Source organism: Streptomyces sp. NPDC048352, assembly GCF_040651895.1.
Taxonomy (GTDB): domain Bacteria; phylum Actinomycetota; class Actinomycetes; order Streptomycetales; family Streptomycetaceae; genus Streptomyces.
The window spans coordinates 22,233-43,177 of the sequence record NZ_JBEZKZ010000063.1; the positions used below are offsets into that span (position 1 = coordinate 22,233).

Consider the following 20,945-nt stretch of genomic DNA (forward strand, 5'->3'; position numbering starts at 1 on the left):
ACGCGCCGGACGCCGCGTGGTCACGGCCGGTTCGGCTACCGGGTGACATCGAAACGGACAGAGCCGGATGTCGTCCGCACCCGCGGTGACCGATCCCGGCCGTACGAGCGCCACTCCCGGGCCCGCGCGGTCCGCGCCGCACCAACCGCACCGTCCGCCCCACGCGACGCGATCGTGCCTTGTCACACCGCGGACGCCTGTGCGACGGTGCCTCGCAGGACACCCTGGTGAGGAGAGCACGGATGAGCGCAGCGGGCGGCGGCAGGCCCCGGGCCGGTACCGGACACGGCGTCGTGGAGGGCCGCTGGGAGGGCGACGGGATCGCCGTCTTCCGGGGCATCCCCTACGCCGCCGCCCCCGTCGGCCCCCGCCGCTTCGCCGCCCCGCAGCCGCCGGCCGCCTGGGACGGCGTACGTGACGCCGGTGCCTTCGGTCCCACGGCGCCCAAGGTGCCCTACCCGCCGGCGTTCGCGGCCCTGCTGCCCGATCCGCGAATCCCGGGCGCCAACTGCCTGAACCTGAACGTGTGGACCCCGGACCCGGCTCCCGGCGCAGGCCTGCCGGTGATGGTGTGGATCCACGGCGGTGCCCACACCCGCGGCTCCTCGGCCGTGCCCGTCTACGACGGCTCGGCCTTCGCCCGCGACGGGGTCGTGCTCGTCTCGGTCAACTTCCGGCTGGGTGTGCTCGGCTACGGGCTCTTCCCCGACGCCCCCGCCAACCGGGGCCTCCTCGACCAGATCGCCGCCCTCGAATGGGTGCGCGACAACATCGCGGCCTTCGGCGGCGACCCCGCCCGGGTCACCGTCTTCGGCGAGTCCGCCGGCGCCATCAGCGTCGGCGCCCTGCTCGGCGCGCCGCGCGCCGCCGGCCTGTTCGCCCGGGCCGTGCTGCAGAGCGGTGCCCCGGAGGCGCTGCCGCGCGTCGCGGTGCGGACCATGGTCCGGCGGATGGCCGCGCGGCTGACCGTGCCCGCCACCGCGCGGGCCTTCGCAGGGGTGGGCCTGCCCGCGCTGCTCGCCGCCCAGGCGGCGGCGCTGCGCCGCTCCTCCCCGGTGCTCGGCGGCCCCGCCTTCGGGCTGGTCACCGACCCGGGCACGCTGCCCGCCGACCCGCTGGAGGCGGCCGCCGCCTCCCCCGTGCCGCTGCTGCTGGGCTGGAACGCGGAGGAGCACCGGCTGTGGCTCGGGCCGACCGGCGGGGCGCGGCTGCTGGACCGGCTCGGCCCGGCGGCCGTGGAGCTGGGCCGGCTGCGCAGCGGCAAGGACCGGGCGTCCGTACGGGCGCTGCGCGCCGCGCTGCCGCGGGCCACTCCGGCCGACCTCGCCGGGCAGCTGATCACCGACCGGCTGCTGCGCGACCCGCTGCGGCGGCTGGCCGGGGCCCGGCGCCCGGCCCCGAGCCACCTCTACGAGTTCCGCTGGCCCAGCGGCGTACCGGGCCTGGGCGCGTGCCACGCCCTGGAGCTGGGCTTCGTCTTCGACACCCTCGGCGTGCCGGAGTCCACCTGGCTGGCCGGGCCGGACGCCCCCCAGGCGCTGGCCGACGAGATGCACGGGGCCTGGGTCCGTTTCGCGACGACCGGGGATCCCGGCTGGGCGCCCTGGGACGGCGACGGCCCGCCGAAGTTCTTCGACGGGCCGGAGCCGGAGGCAGTGCGGGGCGCGGAGGCCGTTACTCCACTGGTCCTTCCATGACCTTGCTGATGAACTCCATCGGACCCATGCCCATGTTCGGCACATAGGTCTTGGCGTTGTGCTGGCCGCCGGGGATCACCCTCAGGCTGGTGTGGATCGGGCCCTTGGTGTAGGTCTGGACGAACTTCTGGACGTCCGGCAGCGTCTTCTTGTTGCTCTCGTTGTCACCGACCTGGAAGGCCAGGTAGACGTCCGGGCCCTTCTTGTCGATGAGCTGCTTGGCGAGCAGCTCCGGGTTGTTCTCGGCCTTCTCCTTGTCGTAGCCCTTCCACAGGGAGGAGTCCGGGACGATGTCCGGGCCGGAGGCGATCACGGCCTTGAACTTGTCGGGGTGCTTCAGCACGGCCTTCAGGCCGGCGAAGCCGCCGGTGGAGGAGCCCATGAAGGCCCAGCCGTCACGGGACTTGACGGTGCGGAAGTTCTCCCGCATCAGGTCCGGGACGTCCTCGGTCAGCCAGGTGCCCATCTTGGGCTGGCCGGGGATGTCGGAGCCGTCCCAGTAGACGCCCTTGTCGTCCGGTCCCGGGTTCAGCACCGGCATGGCGAGGATGAAGGGCTTGCCCTTGCCCTCGTGGTACCACTTGCTGATGCTCGTCTGGAGGCCCAGGTCGGTGCCCATCCAGTAGTTGTTCGGGTAGCCGGCGCCGCCGGGCAGGGCGATCATGACCGGGAAGCCGCTCTTGGCGAACTGCGGGTCGTTGTACTCCTTGGGCGCCCACACCCAGACCTTGCCCGTGAAGCCGGACTTCTTGCCGGTGACGGTGGCGACGCCGATCTGCGTGCCGTCGCTCAGGGTCGAGGTGTTCTTGAAGTCGGTCTTGGGCCCGGTGGGCATCGACATCTTCGAGTTGGGCGCCGGCTTGGCCGCGCCGCCGTTCTTGTCGCCCGCGGGCTGGCCGAAGGAGACGTCCTTGCCCTTGTCGGTGAAGGGCGGTATCTCGAAGTAGGCCATCGCGCCCGCCGCGATGCCGCCGAGGGCCAGGACCGCGACGCCCGTGACGATCCAGCGCTTGGCCTTGGACCTGCGCGGCGGCTCCTCCCCGTACGGCGGCTCGGCGTAGCCGTACTGCGGCTGCTCGTAGGGGGGCTGGTCGTGGCGCGGCTGGTACGCCTGGCCGGGGCGGGGCCGGTCGTAGTCCGGCTGCTCGTAGCGGGGCTGCGCCTGCGTGGGCTCGTCGAAGCCGCCGGGGCGGTACTGGTCCTGGCCCTGCGCGGGCCGGGGCGGCTGCGGCCGTCCCTGCGGGGGGCCGCCGTAGGGTCCGGCACCCTGCGGGGGCCGGCCGTAGGGCTGTTGCGGGCGGCCGCCCTGGGGCGCGTACTGCGGTGGGCCCTGCTGTCGGCCTTGCTGCCGGCCGGAGTGGGGCTGCTGCCCTTCCGGCCGGTACGGCGGCTGGTCCTGGCCGTCGGGTTCGTACGACATCTGCGGTGGCTCTCCGGCTGTTGCTGCCCCGTTTGGGGATGGTCTGCTTCCGTTCGAATGATGAGCGAAAGCGCTGCTGGGTTCCTCATTTTTACTTCTCTTGGGATTCCGTAGGGGAGGTCATTACCCGTCACCCAGGGTGCCCCCGGCGTTCCCCTCCCGTTATCCAAGCATCCCTGGCTCATGCACATGCCCGTGGGTATGGTGCGTCCGCGCCGCCGCCCAGACCCCCACGCCCGGAGGTACGTCCCCATGTTTGGCATGAACATCTCACGACCTCGCCGCACCGCCGCGCTCGCCACCGCGTTCGGCGCCACCGCCGCCGCAGCCGCCCTCTGGGCCGGAATCGGAGCCGCCCAGCCCGCCCACGCGGCCGGCCTGCCCGCGCCCGACCACACCGTCGTCGTGGTCTTCGAGAACCACGCCTACAACCAGGTGATCGGCAGCTCCAGCGCCCCCTACATCAACTCCCTGAAGGCCGGAGGAGCCGGCCTCTCCAGCTCCTACGGCATCACGCACCCGAGCCAGCCCAACTACCTCCAGCTCTTCTCCGGTTCGAACCAGGGCGTCACCGGCGACAGCTGCTACACCCCCGGCTTCAGCTCCGCCCCCAACCTCGCCTCCGAGCTCATAGCCGCCGGCAAGAGCTGGGCCAGCTACAACGAGGGCCTCCCGGCCCAGGGCTCCACCACCTGCTCCAGCGGCCGGTACGCCCGCAAGCACAACCCCTGGTTCGCCTTCTCCAACGTGCCCGCCGCCACGGCGAAGACCATGACGCAGTTCCCCACCGACTTCACCACCCTGCCCAAGGTGTCCTTCGTCGTCCCGGACCTGTGCAACGACATGCACGACTGCTCCGTCGGCACCGGGGACACCTGGCTCAAGACCAAGCTCAAGGCCTACGCGGACTGGGCCAGGACCCACAACAGCCTGCTCGTCGTCACCTTCGACGAGGACAACCGGCTCGCCGGCAACAGGATCCCGACCGTGCTCTACGGCCAGCCCGTCACCCCCGGCTCCACCTCCGCCACCACGTACAACCACTACGACGTGCTGCGGACCCTGGAGGGCCTGGCCGGGCTGACCACCCACGCCGGGAACGCCGCCACCGCCAAGGACATCACGGGGATCTGGGCCTCCTGACCATGTACGTCGCGGACAGTCGCGGTACCCCCGCGCCCGCCGTGCCCGCCGAGCCGCAGGCCGCCGCCCCGGGCAACGCCCCGGGGCGGCGCGCCGCCCTCGCCCCCACGGTGCTCGCCCTCGGCACGGTCTCCCTGATCACCGACGTCTCCTCCGAGATGGTCACGGCCGTGCTCCCGCTCTACCTCGTCGCCGGACTCGGGCTCACCCCCCTCGGCTTCGGCCTGCTCGACGGCCTCTACAACGGCGTCAGCGCCCTGGTCCGGCTCGCCGGAGGCCACCTCGGCGACCGGCTGGGCCGCCACAAGGCCCTCGCCGGAATCGGCTACGGCCTCTCCGCCCTGGGCAAGCCGCTGCTGCTGCTCGCCCACACCCTGCCCGCCATCGCCGCCGTCCTCGCCCTCGACCGCACCGGCAAGGGGCTGCGCACCGCCCCCCGTGACGCGCTGATCTCCCTGGCCGCCGCCCCCGCGGAGCGCGGCCGGGCCTTCGGGGTGCACCGGGCCATGGACACCGCGGGCGCGCTGATCGGGCCGATCATCGCGTTCCTCATCCTGCGCGGCGCGGCCGGGGGCTACGATGCCGTCTTCACCGTCAGCGCCTGCGTGGCCGCGCTGGGCGTGCTGGTGCTCGTGCTCTTCGTACCCGGCCGCCGCACCGCCCCCGCCGCCGGCGCCGCCCCCGTCTCGCTGCGCGGCTCCCTCGGCCTGCTGCGCCGCCGGGACCTGCGCCGGATCAGCCTCGGCGCCCTGCTGCTCGGCCTGTGCACCGTCAGCGACGCCTTCGTCTTCCTGCTGCTGCAACGGGCCGCCGGCATCGCCGACCGCTGGTTCGCCCTGCTCCCGCTGGGCACGGCGGCGGCCTTCTTCCTGCTGGCCCTGCCGCTGGGCAGGCTCGCCGACCGCGCCGGCCGCCGCACGGTCTTCCTCGGCGGGCACCTCGCCCTGCTCGCCGCGTACGCCCTGCTGCTCACGGGCGGGCAGCACCCGGCGCTGCCGTACGCGGTGCTCCTGCTGCACGGCGGCTTCTACGCCGCCACCGACGGCGTGCTCATGGCCGAGGCCGCCGGGGCCGTGCCCGAGGAGCACCGGGGCAGCGGACTCGCCCTCGTCCAGACCGGCCAGGCACTCGCCCGGTTCGCGGCCTCCCTCGGCTTCGGCGCCGCCTGGACCCTCTGGGGCGCCCGGCCCGCGCTCGCCACGGCCGCCGTCCTGCTCGCCGCGGCCCTCGCGGTGTGCCTGCGCCTGCGGCCCGCCGACGCCCCCCAGGCCTGACCCCCGTCCCCGAAAGGCCCCCCATGACCCTCCAGCGCCGGATCCTGATCCTCGCCACCGCCGTCCTCGTGCTCGCCGCGGTCGGGGTGTTCGCCGTCGTACGGGCCTCCTCACGCGCCGCCGAGAAGGACCGGCCCCGCGCGGGAGGACCGCAGGTCACCCGGGGCGAGGTGTCCCTGGCGCCCGGCGGCGGCAGCCGCATCGTCTTCCGGAACATGGCCTGGGGCCCGCACCGCGACGAGCTCGCCACCACCCCCGCCGCCGCACCCGACGGCCCCCGCACCGCCGCCGGCGTCACCTGCCTGCGCTTCCACGCCGCGGCCGGCACCGGGATCTGCCTCACGGCCGACAAGGGCGGGGTGCAGGAGAGCTACCGGGCCGTGGTCCTCGACGCCGGCCTCGAGGAGGTGTCGGCCCACCCGCTCGCCGGCATCCCCACGCGCGCCCGCGTCTCGCCCGGCGGGCACCTCGCCGCCTGGACGGTCTTCGTCGGCGGGGACTCGTACGCCGGCACGGACTTCTCCACCCGCACCTCCCTGCTCGACCTGCGCACCGGGAAGCTCGACGCCTCGCTGGAGGACTTCACCATCCACAAGGACGGCGCGGAGTACCGCAACGCCGACGTGAACTTCTGGGGGGTGACCTTCACCTCCGACGAGAAGGCCTTCTACGCGACCCTCGCGACCGGGGGCCGGACCTACCTCGTCCGCGGCGACCTGGCCGCGCGCACGGTCACCACGCTGCGGGAGAACCTCGAATGCCCCTCGCTGTCCCCCGACGGGACGCGGCTGGCGTTCAAGAAGCGGGTGCCCGGACTGCCCGCCGAAGCTCCGTGGCGGCTGTACGTGCTGGACCTGGCCTCCATGCGGGAGACCCCGCTCGCCGAGGAGCGCAGCGTGGACGACCAGGTGGTGTGGAGGGACGACCGGACCCTCGTCTACTCCCTGCCGGGCGACTTCGGAGCCGACCTGTACGCGCTGCCCGCCGACGGCGGCGGCGCCCCGGCCCGGCTGACGGCCTCGGCCCTCGCCCCGGCCTTCCTCGGCTGATCACCGGGGGAGGGGACGGGGCGGGGACCGGGGCGCGGGCCGAGCAGGACCGTTACGCCGGGATCAGCGTCCGGCGCCGGCGGCGGCGCGGGGCGGTACCGGAGAGCCGCAGTTCGATGACCGAGCGGACGGTGGGCCACTCCTCGTCGAGGACCGAGTAGAACGCCGTGCTGCGCACCGCTCCGTCCAGCCCCCGCGAATGGGCCCGGCGGACCCCCTCGCAGGTGAAGCCGAGACGTTCCATCGCGGCACGGGAGCGGCCGTTGCGGGCGTCCGCGCGCAGCGAGATCCGCCGCACGCCCCAGGTCTCGAAGGCGTGGCGCAGCATGAGCAGCTTCGCCTCGGTGTTGATGCCGGTGCCCTGGGCGCCCGGGGACAGCCAGGTGTTCCCGATCTCGGCGGCGTCGGGGATCGCCGTCGCCGGATCACCGAAGGGGACGCCCGGCACGGCGGGCCACACCAGCGGACCCTGCCAGTAGTCGAGTTCCAGGAACCGGGTCGAACCGACCACCCGGCCGTCAGTGGCTCTGACGACGGCGAACGCAAGCGAGCGACCCGCTGCCTGATCGGAGAGGGCACGGTCGATGTACTCGTGGGACGCCTGCAACCCGTGCGGCACGGGAGTGAAGGCGTAAGTCGTACGATCCTCGGCACCGGCCACGGCCAGGGCCTCGGTGTGGTGGGGGGCGAGGGGCTCCAGCCGCACGGAGCGGCCGGCGAGGAGTACGGGTACGGGCACGGAGCCTTCGGTCCTTCTGGGCGGTGGGGTGGTTGCACAGTCTGCGTCCCTGACGTCACCCCCCGCGCAAAACGCGGGTGAAAGGCAACGGGCTGTCAGGTGAACGCGAGTGGCTCAATGTAGCCCCTTAAAGTCCTCTCATGAACCCCCAATTTGGCAATGGCGCGGCATCGATTTCCGACGATCTCGGTCCCCGCGGCGGGGAGGCCGTCCTCCTCGTCCACGGACACCCGTTCAACCGGTCCATGTGGGCCCCGCAGGCGGCGGCCCTGACCGCCGCCGGCTACCGGGTCATAGCCCCTGACCTGCGCGGATACGGGGAGAACCCGGCCTCCGGGGAACAGACCCTGCTCGCTGACTTCGCCGACGACCTGGCCGCTCTGCTCGCGCACCTGGGTATCGAACAGGCGGTCGTCGGGGGAGTGTCCATGGGCGGGCAGATCGCACTCGAGCTCCGGTTGCGCCACCCGGGTCTGGTGAGGGCGCTCGTGCTCTGCGACACCTCCCCCGCACCCGAGTCCGAGGACGGCAGGAAGTCCCGCAGGGAGCTCGCCGGGCGGCTCCTCGCGGAAGGCATGCGTCCGTACACCGAAGAGGTCATTGACAAGATGCTGGCGCCCTACAACGTCACCGGCCAGCCGGAGGCCGCCGCCCGGGTCAGGGCCATGATGTGCGCCACCGATCCCAAGGGAGCGGCGGCGGCCCTGCGCGGGCGGGCCGAGCGGCCCGACTACCGGCCCGTGCTCGCCGCCCTGCCCGAGCAGGTGCCCTGCCTGGTGCTGGTCGGCGCCGACGACGTGTACACCCCGGTCGCCGAGGCCGAGGCGATGTGCGCGCTCGCGCCGCACGCCCGGCTCGTCGTGGTGGAGGGGGCCGGGCACCTGCCCGGGGTGGAGCAGCCGGAGGCCGTCAACCGGGCCCTGCTGGAGTTCCTCGCCGTCCTGCCGTGAACCCCCGCGATGCCCGGCCGGCTCGTCGGCGACGCCGAAGACACCACCTGAGATCATCCGGGCATGGACATGGACGACGTACTGCGCCGGCTGGCCGCCGTCGGGCCCTTCTTCGCCGTCCCGTACGGCGCGGAGCCCCCCGGCCGGGGCTTCCGGCCGCTCGCGGAGCTGTACGGGGAGCGGCTCGGCGCGTACGTCGCCGAGGTGGGCCGGCGGACCCGCAGCGGACCGGGGCGGGTCGCGGCCTCCACCGCCCAGTTCGGGATCGCCTCCCGGCTGTGGTCGCTGGGCCTGGGCTGCGCCGCCCTGTCCGGACGGCTGCCGGACCTGGCCCCGGACCGGGTGTGGTGGCGGCTGCCCGACGCGGGCTCGCTGGAGCTGTGGCTGCCCGAGCCGGCCGACCTGCCCGCCGCCGCTCTCGGCAAGTCCGTCCTCGGCAGCCTCGCCCAGCTGGAGGCCCCCCTGCGGGAGCGGTACGCGGTGTCCGCGAAGGTCCTGCGCGGCAACGCCGCCTCCGGGCTGGTCGGCGCCCTGCGCCTGCTGCTGGACCGGGTCCCGGCCGAGGCCGGTCGGGCGGCGGCGGAGCTCGCGGGAGCCCTCCTCGCCGACGGCGGGCCCCTGGCCGGCACCGGCTCGTTCGTCCACGAGCCGGGCCTGGGCGTGGCCTTCGTACGGCGCAGCTGCTGCCTCTACTACCGGGTGCCCGGCGGCGGGCTCTGCGGGGACTGCGTGCTGCGCACCCGGTGACGCGAAGGGCCACCGGGGAGCGGTCGCGCCGCTCCCCGATGGCCCCGTGGTGGCGGTGACTCCTAGAAGGTGAGGTTCCAGGCGTCGATCTTGCCGGTGTCGCCGCCCGCGTTGTCGTTCACGCGCAGCTTCCAGGTGCCGTTCGCGACCTCGGAGGAGGCGTTGACGGTGTACGTCTGGTTGATGTTGTCCGTGCTGCCGCCGGCCCGGTTGTGGACCGTGTAGACGGTGCCGTCGGGAGCGATCAGGTCGACCTTCAGGTCACCGATGTAGGTGTGCGCGATGTTCACGCCCACCTTGAGGGTGGCCGGCGCGTTGCCGGTCACACCGGTGACGGCGATCGGGCTCTCCACCGTGGTGTTGTCGCCGATGGCGAAGTCGGCGGTGTTCTCGAAGTACTTGCCGGCCGGGGGCGTGGAGCCGCCGACCGCCTTCAGCGCGTCGACCTGGCCCTCGCCGAAGAAGGCGTTGTTGGCCGCGGTCCCGGTGCACCGGCCGTCCGCCGGGCAGGGGATGTCGTTGGCCTGGGTGGCGAGCCGGTCGCGGATCTGCGCCGGGGTCAGGCCCGGGTTGGCGCTCGCCATCAGCGCGGCGACGCCCACCACGTGCGGGGTGGCCATCGAGGTGCCGCTCTTGGAGCCGTACTTGCCGCCCGGGAGCGTGGAGTAGACGTCCTGGCCCGGGGCCGCGACGTCGATGACGCCCTGGCCGAAGTTGGAGAACGACGCCTTGGTGGTGCCGGTGCCGTTCGCCGCGACCGTGACCACGCCGGGCAGCTCGGTCGGGATGTCGAGGCACGCGTTGGTGATGGTGCGGGTGACCGGGGTCGAGTCGTTGGGGCTCGCCGTGTCGGTCGTCTTGTGCGCGAGGTCGTAGTTCTCGTTGCCCGCGGCGGCGATCTGGAGCGAGCCCTTGCCCTCGGCGTAGGCCTGGGCGCGCGTGACGCCCTCGATGATGGCGGCCTGGTCGATGTTGTCCGGGCAGTTGAACTGCCACGGGTCGGTGTAGTAGCTGTTGTTGGTGACCTTGAAGCCGTGGTCACCGGCCCACACGAACCCGCAGATGGTGTTCTCGGCGAAGAAGAACGAGTTGCCCGGCTCGGCCACGCGGACGGCGGAGATCTTCACGTTCGGGGCGACCCCGATGACGCCCTTGCCGTTCTTCGCCGCGGCGATGGTGCCCGCGACGTGGGTGCCGTGGGTGTCGACGTCCCGCCACGCGCCGGCGCGGGTGTCGGCCTTGCCGTAGGCGCACGAGACCGAGTCGGCCGCGTTGAAGTTCGGCGCGAGGTCCTGGTGCTGGTCGTCCACGCCGGTGTCGAGGACGCCGACCTTGACGGCGGTGGAACCGGTGGTGACGGCCCAGGCCTGGTCCGCCTTGATCTGGCTCATGTCGGCGCGGACCGGCTCGCCGGTCGGGGTCGTCGACTGGGCCGGGTTGGCGGGCAGCGCCGGGTTGTAGGCATCGGCCGGGACGTCCGAGGTACGGGTGGCGCCGACCTTCTGGACCCCGCTGACCCCGCGCATCGTCTGGGCGAAGCCCGCGGAGGCCGAGTGGGCGACGATCACGCCGATGGCGTCGTAGGACGCGAAGACCGTACCGCCGTTGGCGGTCACGGCCGAGCGCACCGCCGAGCTGTCACCGGGGGCGGTGATCACGAGGTAGGCGCGGGTGCCGGCGGCCCAGGTCGCACTCTGGGAAGCCGGGGCCGCAGCCTTGGGGGCCGCCGCCGGAGCGGAGGCCGGAGAGGAGCCGGAGGGACCGACGGGAGCGGTACCGGCCAGCGCGGCCGGGGCTCCGAAGGTGAGGGCGGCGCCGAGGGCGGCCGCCAGCACCAGCGCACGTCGAGGTCGGCTGGATATGTGGGGTATCAATGCGTCCTCCGATGGCACGGTGGTGCTGGTGGCACCTACCGGGCCGTACGAAACGAGTGGTGGACGCAAGATGTCAGACGCGCCGCCCCGGAGGGAAGTACCTTTTACCGCAGCAGAGTTGCAGATCACATGGCCGAAACTGACGGTTCGCGCCTGTTCGTCGGCCTTTGGTACGGGAGCCGGCCGGGCTGGGCACCGTGGGGGCGAGCCCTGCCCGGCCGTGTCCCGCGGGTGCGCCGGTCAGGCCGGCACACCGTCCTTGGTGCCGGCGGCGGGGCCCGCGGTGGGGCCGGGCACGGTCGGCGGGACGGGTCCGGAGGGCGCCGCGTGTCCGTCGTCCACCAGGGTGGCCTCGTCGAAGGGCAGCCGTCCCGCGAGGACTTCGGCGGCCCGCTCGCGGTCGAACTCCTTGGTCCACGTCCCGATCAGGACCGTCGCGACGGCGTTGCCCGCGAAGTTGGTCAGCGCCCGGGCCTCGCTCATGAAGCGGTCGACGCCGACGATCAGGCCTACCCCGTCGACCAGTTCGGGCCGGTGTGACTGGAGACCGCCGGCCAGGGTGGCCAGGCCCGCGCCGGTGACCCCGGCCGCCCCCTTCGAGGCCACGACCATGAAGACCAGCAGCGAGACCTGTTCGCCCAGCGCCAGGGGCTTGCCCATGGCCTCGGCGACGAAGAGGGAGGACATCGTGAGGTAGATGGCGGTGCCGTCCAGGTTGAACGAGTAGCCGGTCGGCACGGTGATGCCGGTGACCGGCCGGGACACGCCCAGGTGCTCCATCTTCGCGATCAGCCGCGGCAGCGCCGACTCCGAGGAGGAGGTCGACAGGATCAGCAGGAACTCCCGGCCCAGGTAGCGCAGCAGCGCGAACACGCTGACGCCCGTACAGACCCGCAGCAACGTGCCCAGCACCACGAAGACGAAGAGCAGGCAGGTCGTGTAGAAGCCGATCATGATGACCGCGAGGGACTTCAGCGCGTCGACGCCGGTCGCCCCGACCACCGCCGCGATCGCCCCGAAGGCGCCGACGGGCGCCACCCACATGATCATCGCCAGCACCCGGAACACCAGCTTCTGCACGTGCCCGATCCCGCGCAGCACCGGCTCTCCCGCCGGGCCCATCGCCTGGAGGGCGAACCCGCACAGGAGCGCCACCAGCAGCGTCTGCAGCACCTCGCCCCCGGTGAAGGCGGAGACCAGGGTGGTCGGGATGATGCCCAGCAGGAACTCCTGGGTGCTCTCCGCCCCGCCCGCCTTGGCCTGCGCCTCGCCGGCCCGCGCCGCGGCCTCGGTCAGGTGCAGTCCGCTGCCCGGCTCCAGCAGGTTCCCCACCAGCAGCCCGATGGCCAGCGCCACCGTGGACATCACCATGAAGTACCCGAGGGCCAGCCCGCCCACCGCGCCCACCTTGGCGGCCTTGCGGACCGAGCCGATGCCGAGGACGATCGTGCAGAAGATCACGGGCGAGATCATCATCTTGATGAGGTTGACGAAGCCGGTGCCCAGCGGCTTCAGCTCCACGGCCACGCCGGGCGCGGCGAAGCCGACGGCGATGCCGAGGAGCACCGCGGCGATCACCGCGATGTAGAGGTAGTGGGTTCTGTCGCGTCTGGCGGCCATGTCGCGCCTCCTGGTGTGAAGTGGTTCCGGGAGACCATCGCCCACCCTGTGACCCCGGTCACCCTTGCGTTCATTGAGTTCACGGTCCGAGGCACACTGAGCGCCATGTTCCGCTTCCCCCGGGCGCCCCGCAGCCTCGCCGGCCAGCTCTTCGCCATGCAGGTGCTGCTGGTCGCGCTCGTCGTCGCCGGGTGCGCGTTCTTCGCGTACGCCACCGCCCGCGACCAGGCCGAGGACGCCGCCCGGCGGCAGGCCGGCGCGGTGGCCCGGGCCGTCGCGGACTCGCCCTCCGTGCGGGAGGCCGTACGGGGGCGGACCCCTCCCTCGGCCGCGCTCCAGCCCTACGCGGAGCGGGTGCGCGCGGACGCCGACGTGGACTTCGTGACGATCATGGACCCGGACGGGAGGCGCTGGACCCACCCCGACCCCCGCCGCATCGGCGAGCGCTTCCTCGGCAACACCGCCGCCGCCCTGCGCGGCGAGACGTTCAGCGAGACCTACACCGGCACCCTCGGCCCCTCCATCCGCGTGGTCACCCCGCTCCGCGACACGGACGGCGCCGTCATCGGCCTGGTCAGCGCCGGGATCACGGTCCGCGCCGTCAGCGCCCGCCTCGCGGAGCAGCTCTCCGCCCTCGCCTGGGTGGCGGCCGGGGCGCTCACCCTCGGCGCGGTGGGTACGTACGTGGTCAACGCCCGGCTGCGCCGCCACACCCACGGTATGAACGCCGCCGGGCTGAGCCGGATGTACGACTACCACCAGGCGGCCCTGCACGGGGTCCGGGAGGGGCTGCTGATGCTCGACGGCCACCGCAGGATCACCCTGATCAACGACGCGGGCCGCGAACTGCTCGGCCTGCGCGGGGAGGTCACCGGCACCGGCGTCGCCGACCTCGGCCTGCCCGCCCCGCTCACCGGCGCCCTGCTCGCCGACCGGCCCCGGGTCGACGAGGTGCACCTGACCGCCGAGCGGGTCCTCGTCGTCAACAGCTCGCCGGTGGCCGGCGGCGGCCGCCGGGGCACCGTGGTCACCCTGCGGGACCACACCGAACTCCAGGCCCTGACCGGGGAGCTGGACCACGAGCGCGGTTTCACCCAGGCGCTGCGCTCCCAGGCCCACGAGGCGGCCAACCGGCTGCACACGGTGGTCTCCCTGATCGAACTGGGCCGCAGCGAGGAGGCGGTGGAGTTCGCGACCGCCGAACTGGAGCTGGCCCAGGCCCTGACCGACGAGGTCGTCACCGCGGTGGGGGAGCCGGTGCTGGTGGCCCTCCTCCTCGGCAAGGCCGCCCAGGCACACGAGCGGGGCATCGAGCTGGTGGTCACCCCCGGCAGCGGGGCGATCGAGCCGGGGCCGGGGCTGCCGCCTGCCCGGGACCTGGTGACGGTGCTCGGCAACCTCGTCGACAACGCCCTCGACGCCCTGACGGGGGTGCCGGGCGGGCGGATCGCCGTCACCGTGCGCCGCGGCGCCGACGGGCTGCTGCTGCGGGTCGCGGACAACGGGCCCGGGCTGCCCGAGGGGGTGGACGTCTTCCGGCGCGGCTGGTCCGGCAAGGGGGAGGGCAGGGGCCTGGGCCTGGCCCTGGTCCGCCAGGTGGCCCACCGGCACGGCGGCGCGGTGGAGGCCGGTGACGCCCCCGGAGGCGGGGCGGCGTTCACGGTGCGGCTTCCCCTGCCGCTGCCCCCGGCGGTACCGGGCACCGGCGGACCGCAGCCCGCCGGGCAGGGCGCGGAGGCCGGGCAGGGCGCCGCCGGCGGTGCGGGATGAGTGCGCCCGTGCGGGTCCTCGTCGTCGAGGACGACCCCGTAGCCGCCGACGCGCACGCGCTCTACGTCGGCCGGGTGCCCGGCTTCACCGCCGTGGCGGCCGTCCACTCCCTGGCCGAGGCCACCCGGGTGCTGGAGCGCACCCCGGTCGACCTGCTGCTGCTCGACCTCACCCTGCCCGACGGCCACGGGCTGCGCTTCGCGCGCGCCCTGCGGGCGGCCGGGCATCCCGCCGACGTGATCGCGGTGACCTCGGCGCGGGACCTGGCCGTCGTCCGCGAGAGCGTGTCGCTGGGCGTGGTGCAGTACGTGCTCAAGCCCTTCGCCTTCCCCACCCTGCGCGAACGGTTGCTGCGCTACGCCGAGTTCCGGGCGGCCGCCGGCGAGGCGGCCGGCCAGGACGACGTGGACCGGGCGCTCGCGGCCCTGCGCGCGCCGGGTGCGGCCCGGCTCCCCAAAGGGCTCAGCGCCCCGACCCTGGACCGGGTCGCGGCGCTGCTGCGGGCGGCGCCCGAGGGGCTGACCGCCGCGGGGGCGGCCGGGGCGGCCGGGATCTCGCGGATCACCGCCCGCCGGTACCTGGAGCACCTGGTGGACACCGGCCGCGCGGACCGGACCCCCCGGTACGGCCAGGTCGGCCGCCCCGAGCTGCACTACCGCTGGCTGGCGGCGGCGGGCTCGGTGTCGAACGTGTAGAACTTCCGGTGGTCCAGCATGTCGGCCGGGGTCACGTCGTTCCACGGGCGCATGGTGTCGCGCAGGTCCACCACGTTCGGGGTGCCGGCGGCCGGCAGGTAGGTGGAGCCGGGGTTCCTCGCCTGCCAGTCCGCCCAGAGCTTGTCCACGAAGGCGTGGTGCATCCAGAAGACCGGGTCGTTGGGGGAGACGCCGGTGGCCATCTGGCCGCCGACCCACACGTGCACCCGGTTGTGCAGGTTCGCGCCGCGCCAGCCCTCCAGGTGGTTGCGGAAGCCGTTCGAGGAGCTGTTCCACGGCGCCATGTCGTAGACCGGCATGGCCAGTACGGCGTCCACCTCGGCCCGCGTCGGCAGCTGGGCGACGCCCTCGCCGAGCGCGCGCCGCAGGTAGGAGCGGCCGTCCACGCGTACCGACACCTCCCACTTGCCCGTCGCGTAGGCGAAGGGGCCGTCCGTCACCTGTCCGTCGCGGGCACGTCCGGTACCGCCGAGGAAGTCGGCGGCCCAGAGGGAGGAGCGGGTGGTGCGGTCGGCGGTCCAGTCCCAGTACGGGATCGAAACGCTCTTGTCCACCGCCTGCAGAGCCGCCTCGAACTCGAGCAGAAACCGGCGGTGCCAGGGGAGGAACGAGGGGGAGCGGTGACCCACCCGGTCGCCCGAGTCGGTGTCGCCCATGATGAAGCCGTTGTGCGTGGTGACGAACCGGTCGTAGCGGCCGGTGCGCTTCAGCTCCAGCAGCGCGTTGGTGAAGGCGCGCTTCTCCTCGGCGCTCAGCGCGGCCTGGTTCTTGCGGACGGTCACGCCGTGCCTCCCATCTGCATCGGGGCGAGCTGGGCGCCCTGGAGTTCGCGCACGGCGGCCCGGGCCAGCGAGGTGGGGTCGGGGTACGTCTCGTAGTGGTTGACGACGCTGATCCAGGTGCCGTCGGCGTTGCGCATGACGTGCAGCTCGCGGCCGTCTATGCGGACGGTCGGGAGCGCGGCGCCGCCGTGGTGGCCGCCGTGGTGGCCGCCGCCGGCGGCGGGGGTTATCTGGATGCGGCGGCCCTGGTACACCTCGTCGACGGTGCCGGCCGGGGTGGCGGCGGCCCGGGAGTCGGTGGCGGCGGCGTGCGCGGTGGCGCCGGCGATGCCGAGGACGGTGAGTGCGCCGGCAGTGGTGCCCAAGGCCTGCCGACGGGTGATCTTGTTCATGGCCGAAGAACTACCAGGGCCCGCAGGGCAGTTGACCGCTATCCGGACATCGGTGGATAAGTTCTACATAGAACCATTTGGGTGATCTTCCCGTCCGGACCGGCTCCAGTGGTCCGGACGGGAAGATCTGCGGAAGAAATACTACTCGACAGTAATTTTTTCGGCGCCGACCGGACCCCTATGGAGGGGGTCACATCGCGGACTCGGCCGGAAGGCGCGCCGGAAACCGCCCCGCGCGACCCGTTCTTGAGGGTTCGTGAAGCCCGCTTCACGGAGGATTTGCCCCTATAGTCCGGATATGGCTCTTCATCCGACGAAGCACGCACGCGCCCGGGACGCCGAGACGGACGTGTTCACCTCCGCCCTGAGCGGCCAGGTCCTCCCGAAGTACCGGATGCCCGAGGACGGCGCGCCCTCCGAGGTCGTCTACTCGCTCCTGCACAACGAGCTGCTCCTCGACGGCAACGCCGCCCAGAACCTGGCCACCTTCTGCACCACCTGGTCGGACGACGGCGTGCACCGCCTGATGAACGAGTGCCTCGACAAGAACATGATCGACAAGGACGAGTACCCGCAGACCGCCGAGATCGAGGCCCGCTGCGTCAACATCCTCGCCGACCTCTGGAACGCCCCGCCCGGACACGTGGGCACCGGCTGCTCCACCACCGGCTCGAGCGAGGCCGCCATGCTCGGCGGCCTCGCCCTCAAATGGCGCTGGCGCGAGCGCCGCCGCGCCGAGGGCAGACCCGCCGACCGCCCCAACCTGGTGTGCGGCCCCGTACAGGTCTGCTGGGAGAAGTTCGCCCGCTACTTCGACGTCGAGCTGCGCCAGGTCCCCCTGGAAGCCGGCGCCACCGGACTGCGCCCCCACCAGCTCGCCGCGTACGTCGACGAGAACACCATCGGGGTCGTCGCCATCCTCGGCGTCACCTACACCTGCGACTACGAGCCCGTCGCCGAGATCGCCGCCGCCCTCGACCGGATCCAGGCCGAGCACGGCTGGGACGTTCCCGTCCACGTGGACGCCGCGAGCGGGGGCTTCGTCGCCCCCTTCCTCCACCCCGAGGAGGTGTGGGACTTCCGGCTGCCGCGCGTGGCCTCCGTCAACACCTCGGGGCACAAGTACGGGCTCGCGCCGCTGGGCGTCGGCTGGATCGTGTGGCGCAGCGCCGGCCTGCTCCCCGCCGGACTCGTCTTCGACGTGGACTACCTGGGCGGCGACATGCCCACCTTCGCCCTCAACTTCTCCCGCCCCGGCGGCGAGGTCATCGCCCAGTACTACCTCTTCCTGCGCCTGGGCCGGGGCGGCTACCGGAGCGTCCAGCGGGCCTGCGCCGACACCGCCCGCCACCTGGCCGCGCAGATCGAGGGCCTCGGGCCCTTCACCCTGCTCTACGACGGCCAGGGCGCGCTGCCCGCCGTCTGCTACACCCTCACCGACCCGGCCGGCGCCGGCTTCAGCCTCTACGACCTCTCCGACCGGCTGCGGATGCGCGGCTGGCAGGTGCCCTCGTACCCGCTGCCCGCCGACCGGCACGAGACCGTCGTCCAGCGGATCCTGATCCGGCACGGGGTGACCCGCGACCAGACCGCCCTGCTCGTGGAGGACCTGCGCCGGGCCGTGGAACACCTCACCGCCGCCCCGCAGCCCGCCCCCGCCACCGCACCCCGGCCGGCCTTCCACCACTGACCGGCCGCCCTCACGCGGACGCCGACCAGCGCATGCCCAGGGCCGTCAGCGCGGCCGCCCGCTCCGGGGACAGCTTCGCCGCCCGGGAGCGCTGGTTGGCGATCCACGCACCGAGCCGCACCTGCTGCCCGCCGACCTGCTCCACGTGCGTGCGCGGCACCCGCAGGTGCCCCTCGCGGGCGTGGAAGCGCCGGGCCGCCTCCAGGTGCCCCGCCCAGGCGGCGGCATGGCTGCGCCGCGCGGGCGGCCGCTCCGCCTCCTCGGCGGGCGTCAGCCCCAGCCCGTGCTCCAGCAGCCACCGCTGCGCCCAGGCCAGCCGCTCCCACCCCAGCCGCTGGGCGTGCACCCACGCCCCCAGGTCCTCGCCCTGGACCACCACGGCGCCCGGGCCGAGCGGCACCGCGCCGCCCGCGTCCAGATGGGCGCGGGTCAGCCGGAACGCCCGCTGCCAGCCGATGTCCCAGGCGGGGCACCAGGACGGGTCGATCTCCTCCAGGGCCTCCCGCCGCTCCTGCGGCAGCGCCCCCGGCCCCTCCCGCCGGGCGGCGGCGCGGTTGTTCTTCATCCACACCCCGACCGGCATCCCGTGCCAGGTGGCGTCCACCGGCGGCAGCAGGTGCCCGTGCTCGGCGGCCCAGGCCCGGGCCGCCGCGAGCCCCTCCTCGAAGGCCACGTCGAAATGGCTCCACACCATGCCGAGTTCCTCCAGCTCGCGGGTCCTCTCCCGGCCCAGCGCGCCCCTGCGGTAGGTGCGCCGCGCGTCCGCGATCCACTGGCCCAGCGGGAACCCCGCCAGCGCCGCCGGCCACGGCCCGGGGGCCTCGGGCACCTTGAAGGCGAACGGCACCTTGAGGTCCCCGGCCGACGCCGCGTAGACCCGCGCCGCCTCCACCCCGCGCCGCCACTGCCTGTGCTCCGGATTGAGCACGCGCAGCCGGATGAAGGCCGCCAGCAGCGCCGGATCCCGGGGTGTGGAGAAGCTCAGCAGCGCCCGGGCACCCGCGCCGGGACCCGTACCGGGCCCGGCCGTCGCCGGGGCCTTCGCCGCCGCGCTCGGCGCCTGCGGCTGCGCCAGGGCCTCCACCAGCCTCGAGTCGTGCGCCCTCAGCGCCTCCAGGAGCCGCGCGAGGTCCCCGTACGCCCGTGACGTCAGCATCGACTCCGGTGACTCGCCGGGACCCAGCAGGACCGGCACCACCAGGGAGGCCACCTTCCCCTCGCCCGGCCGCATCCGCAGCGCCCGGCCCACCGCCTGCACCAGGTCCGGCATGGAGCCGCGTACGTCCGCCCAGAAGACGGAGTCGCACTCCTTCGTGTCGACCCCCTCGCCCAGGACGCGGACGCTGCCGAGGAAGGCCTTGTCGGCGACCCGGTCGGCGGCGAACGCCTCCAGCACCCGGCGCCGGTGCGCCGCCGTGTGCTGCCCGCACAGCCAGTCCGCCCAGACGGTACGCGGATACACCGGCACCGCCGACCGGCTCGTCACCCGCAGCCGGGCCGCGACGGCCGGAAGCCCCGCCGCGAACGCCTCGGCCTCCTTGGTCAGGTGGTGGAACACCAGCGTCCGGCGGAACCCCTGGTCCGCGGCCGCCTTCACCAGGGCCGCCTGGAGCGCCGCGAGCCGCATCCCGCGCACCCGGTCCGAGCGGCCGTCGGCGCCGAGCAGCACCGCCGACTGGAACCCGGGGTCGCTGACGTCCACGCACACCACCCGGTACGGGGCGCAGATGCCCCGGTCGATGGCCTCCGACAGGGACAGGGTGTAGCAACGGGCCCCGAACGGCCCCTGCGGATCGTCCTCCATGGACGCGACGAGCTCGCCCCGGCCCCGGGGCTCCGCGCCGCCGGCGGTCTCCGCCGCGTACGCGCCGGCTCCCTCGGGTTCCTCCACGTCTTCCGGCCCCTCGGCCTCCTCCGCCTCGTCGGCCTCCTCGCCATCGCGCCACACGCGCGGCGTCGCCGTCATGTACAGCCGCCGGACCGAGGGGATCCGGACGTTGTCGTGCACCACCGCCCAGGGTTTGCCGATCCGGCCGGAGGTGCGGTGCGCCTCGTCGACCACGACCAGGTCCCACGGCGGCAGTCCGGCCAGATGCGCCCGCTCGATGGTGCCCAGACCCAGCGAGGCGTACGTCGCGAACACCGTCAACCGCTCCACCGGCCGCGACCCCCACCGGGCCAGCTGCAGCGGAGCGGTCGTGGTGGGCACCCCCGCGTCCTCGCCGCGCAGCGAACACACCGCGAGCGCCCGGCCGGTGCGGCCCCCCTCCCGCCAGGCCGTGACGGTCTGCACGAGCAGATCGAGGGAGGGCACCAGGACGAGTACCCGGCCGGCCCGCAGCTCCTCGGCCGAGCGCACGGCGACCAGGGACTTGCCGGACCCCGTGGCCATGATCACCTGGGTCCGCAGGCCCCGCTCGGGCACCCGGCCGGTGGCGGGCAGTTGCAGGGCGCGCACGACGGCGTCGACCGCCTCGCGCTGATGAGGGCGCAGCTCCTTCCTCGCCATGCACCCCACCTCGCCCGCTTTGATCTGCCTGTTCGGCTCCAGCCTCTATCTTGCCCGCATTCTGAGTCAAAAGGAGGATGCCGCGCGGACCGGCTCAGCGGGCGCCGAAGTTCTGCGTCCACCAGGGGCCGCCCGCACCCGAGTGGATGCCCACCCCGATGTCCTTGAAGGAGCAGTTGAGGATGTTGGCGCGGTGGCCCGGGCTCTTCATCCAGGAGTCCATCACGTCCTGCGCGGTCTGCTGCCCCTTGGCGATGTTCTCCCCGTACGTCGACCAGCGGTAGCCGGCGGCCGTCGTCCGCGCCCCCGGGTCGGCGCCGTCGGGGTTGGTGTGCGAGAAGAAGTCCCGCCGCGCCATGTCGTCGGAGTGCCCCTGGGCGGCGTCGCGCAGCTGCGCGTCCTCCTTGAGCGGCCCGCAGCCGGCCGCCGCCCGCTCGGAGTTGACCAGCGCGATGACCTGCCCCGCCACTCCCGCCGGGGCCGTCCGGCACGCCCTCGAAGCGGCCGGCTTCCGCTGGATCGACGGGGCCGTCGGCTCCATCGAGGTCACCGGCCTCGGCGTCTACTACTTCG

The 20,945-nt window shown here is 73.7% G+C and carries 16 protein-coding genes and 1 pseudogene; 9 read left to right on the forward strand and 8 right to left on the reverse strand.

All coding sequences use genetic code 11. From position 1 onward, the window contains the following. The first annotated feature begins 242 nt into the window (after positions 1-242). Positions 243-1,697 carry a carboxylesterase family protein gene (locus tag AB0D45_RS26390; protein WP_362463359.1) on the forward strand — a complete coding sequence of 485 codons (1,455 nt, stop codon included), beginning with the start codon at positions 243-245 and terminating at the stop codon, positions 1,695-1,697. Here AB0D45_RS26390 and AB0D45_RS26395 read toward each other — a convergent pair. Continuing rightward, the gene (locus AB0D45_RS26395) at positions 1,675-3,117 is read right to left on the reverse strand and encodes an alpha/beta hydrolase-fold protein (RefSeq protein ID WP_362463362.1); all 1,443 of its coding nucleotides are present in this window, start codon (positions 3,115-3,117) and stop codon (positions 1,675-1,677) included. The genes AB0D45_RS26390 and AB0D45_RS26395 overlap by 23 nt on opposite strands. A gap of 252 nt (positions 3,118-3,369) precedes the next feature. Here AB0D45_RS26395 and AB0D45_RS26400 point away from each other — a divergent pair, with 252 nt between their 5' ends. The 3 genes from AB0D45_RS26400 to AB0D45_RS26410 are packed head-to-tail and all read left to right on the forward strand — an operon-like array spanning position 3,370 to position 6,583. Beyond that, entirely contained in the window at positions 3,370-4,260 is an 891-nt protein-coding gene (locus AB0D45_RS26400) for an alkaline phosphatase family protein (protein ID WP_362463365.1), read from the forward strand. A gap of 2 nt (positions 4,261-4,262) precedes the next feature. Further along, positions 4,263-5,534, forward strand: coding sequence for an MFS transporter (locus AB0D45_RS26405; protein WP_362463368.1), 1,272 nt, complete (start codon positions 4,263-4,265; stop codon positions 5,532-5,534). A 23-nt stretch (positions 5,535-5,557) separates the two neighbouring features. Further along, the gene (locus tag AB0D45_RS26410) at positions 5,558-6,583 is read left to right on the forward strand and encodes a hypothetical protein (protein ID WP_362463371.1); all 1,026 of its coding nucleotides are present in this window, start codon (positions 5,558-5,560) and stop codon (positions 6,581-6,583) included. 52 nt (positions 6,584-6,635) lie between these two features. On the opposite strand, the gene AB0D45_RS26415 is transcribed toward AB0D45_RS26410, so the two are convergent. Further along, positions 6,636-7,322, reverse strand: coding sequence for a GNAT family protein (locus AB0D45_RS26415; RefSeq protein WP_362463374.1), 687 nt, complete (start codon positions 7,320-7,322; stop codon positions 6,636-6,638). A gap of 140 nt (positions 7,323-7,462) precedes the next feature. On the opposite strand from AB0D45_RS26415, the gene AB0D45_RS26420 reads away from it, so the two are divergent. Both AB0D45_RS26420 and AB0D45_RS26425 read left to right on the forward strand, forming a co-directional pair. Continuing rightward, positions 7,463-8,272 (forward strand): alpha/beta fold hydrolase, encoded by an 810-nt coding sequence (locus AB0D45_RS26420; RefSeq protein WP_362463377.1) that lies wholly within the window; start codon positions 7,463-7,465, stop codon positions 8,270-8,272. 63 nt (positions 8,273-8,335) lie between these two features. Continuing rightward, positions 8,336-9,019: a (2Fe-2S)-binding protein gene (locus tag AB0D45_RS26425; RefSeq protein WP_362463379.1), complete on the forward strand. Its 684-nt coding sequence runs from the start codon at positions 8,336-8,338 to the stop codon at positions 9,017-9,019. A 62-nt stretch (positions 9,020-9,081) separates the two neighbouring features. Here the strand turns inward: AB0D45_RS26425 and AB0D45_RS26430 are convergent, their stop codons facing one another. Then, on the reverse strand, positions 9,082-10,854 hold the full coding sequence (locus tag AB0D45_RS26430) for a S8 family serine peptidase (RefSeq protein ID WP_362463407.1): 1,773 nt from the start codon (positions 10,852-10,854) through the stop codon (positions 9,082-9,084). A 279-nt stretch (positions 10,855-11,133) separates the two neighbouring features. Beyond that, the gene (locus AB0D45_RS26435; protein WP_362463382.1) at positions 11,134-12,513 is read right to left on the reverse strand and encodes a cation:dicarboxylase symporter family transporter; all 1,380 of its coding nucleotides are present in this window, start codon (positions 12,511-12,513) and stop codon (positions 11,134-11,136) included. A 105-nt stretch (positions 12,514-12,618) separates the two neighbouring features. Between AB0D45_RS26435 and AB0D45_RS26440 the strand changes: the two genes are divergently transcribed. Further along, the gene (locus AB0D45_RS26440; protein WP_362463385.1) at positions 12,619-14,283 is read left to right on the forward strand and encodes a sensor histidine kinase; all 1,665 of its coding nucleotides are present in this window, start codon (positions 12,619-12,621) and stop codon (positions 14,281-14,283) included. Next, positions 14,280-14,978 (forward strand): response regulator, encoded by a 699-nt coding sequence (locus AB0D45_RS26445; protein ID WP_362463389.1) that lies wholly within the window; start codon positions 14,280-14,282, stop codon positions 14,976-14,978. The genes AB0D45_RS26440 and AB0D45_RS26445 overlap by 4 nt, the downstream gene beginning before the upstream one ends. Here AB0D45_RS26445 and AB0D45_RS26450 read toward each other — a convergent pair. Together AB0D45_RS26450 and AB0D45_RS26455 are read right to left on the reverse strand one after the other, a co-directional pair. Continuing rightward, a complete protein-coding gene (locus AB0D45_RS26450; protein ID WP_361610323.1) occupies positions 14,936-15,781 on the reverse strand; it encodes a tyrosinase family protein in 846 nt (281 codons plus the stop codon). The genes AB0D45_RS26445 and AB0D45_RS26450 overlap by 43 nt on opposite strands. Next, entirely contained in the window at positions 15,778-16,173 is a 396-nt protein-coding gene (locus AB0D45_RS26455) for a tyrosinase family oxidase copper chaperone (RefSeq protein ID WP_362463392.1), read from the reverse strand. Before AB0D45_RS26455 ends, AB0D45_RS26450 begins: the two co-directional genes overlap by 4 nt. Before the next feature lie 298 nt (positions 16,174-16,471). Here AB0D45_RS26455 and AB0D45_RS26460 point away from each other — a divergent pair, with 298 nt between their 5' ends. Next, positions 16,472-17,863: a glutamate decarboxylase gene (locus AB0D45_RS26460; protein ID WP_362463395.1), complete on the forward strand. Its 1,392-nt coding sequence runs from the start codon at positions 16,472-16,474 to the stop codon at positions 17,861-17,863. Positions 17,864-17,873: 10 nt separating this feature from the next. Here the strand turns inward: AB0D45_RS26460 and AB0D45_RS26465 are convergent, their stop codons facing one another. Together AB0D45_RS26465 and AB0D45_RS26470 are read right to left on the reverse strand one after the other, a co-directional pair. Continuing rightward, positions 17,874-20,372, reverse strand: coding sequence for a Helicase associated domain protein (locus AB0D45_RS26465; protein WP_362463398.1), 2,499 nt, complete (start codon positions 20,370-20,372; stop codon positions 17,874-17,876). Positions 20,373-20,466: 94 nt separating this feature from the next. Beyond that, positions 20,467-20,832, reverse strand: a pseudogene (locus AB0D45_RS26470) (CAP domain-containing protein); the annotation flags it as partial. Positions 20,833-20,945: the final 113 nt, after the last annotated feature.

What these genes read in the sequence shown, in the direction of transcription:
- AB0D45_RS26390 (WP_362463359.1), top strand. Translation starts at nt 243, where the DNA reads ATGAGCGCAGCGGGCGGCGGCAGGCCCCGGGCCGGTACCGGACACGGC.
- AB0D45_RS26395 (WP_362463362.1), bottom strand. Translation starts at nt 3,117, where the DNA reads ATGTCGTACGAACCCGACGGCCAGGACCAGCCGCCGTACCGGCCGGAA.
- AB0D45_RS26400 (WP_362463365.1), top strand. Translation starts at nt 3,370, where the DNA reads ATGTTTGGCATGAACATCTCACGACCTCGCCGCACCGCCGCGCTCGCC.
- AB0D45_RS26405 (WP_362463368.1), top strand. Translation starts at nt 4,263, where the DNA reads ATGTACGTCGCGGACAGTCGCGGTACCCCCGCGCCCGCCGTGCCCGCC.
- AB0D45_RS26410 (WP_362463371.1), top strand. Translation starts at nt 5,558, where the DNA reads ATGACCCTCCAGCGCCGGATCCTGATCCTCGCCACCGCCGTCCTCGTG.
- AB0D45_RS26420 (WP_362463377.1), top strand. Translation starts at nt 7,463, where the DNA reads ATGAACCCCCAATTTGGCAATGGCGCGGCATCGATTTCCGACGATCTC.
- AB0D45_RS26425 (WP_362463379.1), top strand. Translation starts at nt 8,336, where the DNA reads ATGGACATGGACGACGTACTGCGCCGGCTGGCCGCCGTCGGGCCCTTC.
- AB0D45_RS26435 (WP_362463382.1), bottom strand. Translation starts at nt 12,513, where the DNA reads ATGGCCGCCAGACGCGACAGAACCCACTACCTCTACATCGCGGTGATC.
- AB0D45_RS26440 (WP_362463385.1), top strand. Translation starts at nt 12,619, where the DNA reads ATGTTCCGCTTCCCCCGGGCGCCCCGCAGCCTCGCCGGCCAGCTCTTC.
- AB0D45_RS26445 (WP_362463389.1), top strand. Translation starts at nt 14,280, where the DNA reads ATGAGTGCGCCCGTGCGGGTCCTCGTCGTCGAGGACGACCCCGTAGCC.
- AB0D45_RS26455 (WP_362463392.1), bottom strand. Translation starts at nt 16,173, where the DNA reads ATGAACAAGATCACCCGTCGGCAGGCCTTGGGCACCACTGCCGGCGCA.
- AB0D45_RS26460 (WP_362463395.1), top strand. Translation starts at nt 16,472, where the DNA reads ATGGCTCTTCATCCGACGAAGCACGCACGCGCCCGGGACGCCGAGACG.
- AB0D45_RS26465 (WP_362463398.1), bottom strand. Translation starts at nt 20,372, where the DNA reads ATGGCGAGGAAGGAGCTGCGCCCTCATCAGCGCGAGGCGGTCGACGCC.